We start from the raw sequence: 633 nt of genomic DNA, 5'->3' as shown, positions 1-633 counted from the left end.
GGGGAAGGGTCGGGGTTGGCCGCCGTAGAGACCTGCTTTATCGGCATCACCCACCCCCGCCTGCCGGTGGGTCTGGAGCGGGCCTTGTCCTGGCAGCCGCGCCGGGTGATCGTGCTGCCCTATTTTCTCTTCACAGGGGTGCTGGTGAAAAAAATCGAGGCGGCGGTGCAAGAGCGGCGACGCCAATACCCCCAGATCGAGTGGCTGATGCTGCCGGAGTTGGGTCTTGTGGATACGGTGCTGCACAGCCTGCAGCAACTGGAGCAGGAAGCCCTCCAGGGCCAAACCCCAATGAACTGCCACCTCTGCAAGTTTCGCCTGGCGGTGAGCGCAGAGCTGGGAGTGGGGCATACCCATCACCACGACCATCAGGATCACCCTCACGCGCAGGGATCCCATCACCACCACCATCATCATGACCATCATTCCCATGGGCAGGGATCCCATCACCATCACCATCATCATGACCATCATTCCCATGGGCAGGGATCCCATCACCATCACCACAACCACGGCCATGCCCCCGCAGCGGCTACGGATCCCTGGGCTCAATTAGAGGATTACCACCGACGGGCTTGGCAAGTGCCTTAACGTAAGGTGCGGAATTCCCCACCGTCTATACGGTGGGGATGG

At 61.1% G+C, this 633-nt stretch carries 1 protein-coding gene; it reads left to right on the top strand.

Translation table 11 applies throughout. The features are described from left to right. Positions 1-591: CbiX/SirB N-terminal domain-containing protein (locus NW835_RS06245; protein WP_414414813.1), on the top strand; the 591-nt coding region annotated here is incomplete at its 5' end. Positions 592-633: the final 42 nt, after the last annotated feature.

Source organism: Synechococcus sp. OH2 (assembly GCF_047462155.1).
In the GTDB taxonomy this organism is placed as follows: domain Bacteria; phylum Cyanobacteriota; class Cyanobacteriia; order Thermostichales; family Thermostichaceae; genus Thermostichus.
This window is presented reverse-complemented; position numbering and strand designations above follow the sequence as displayed.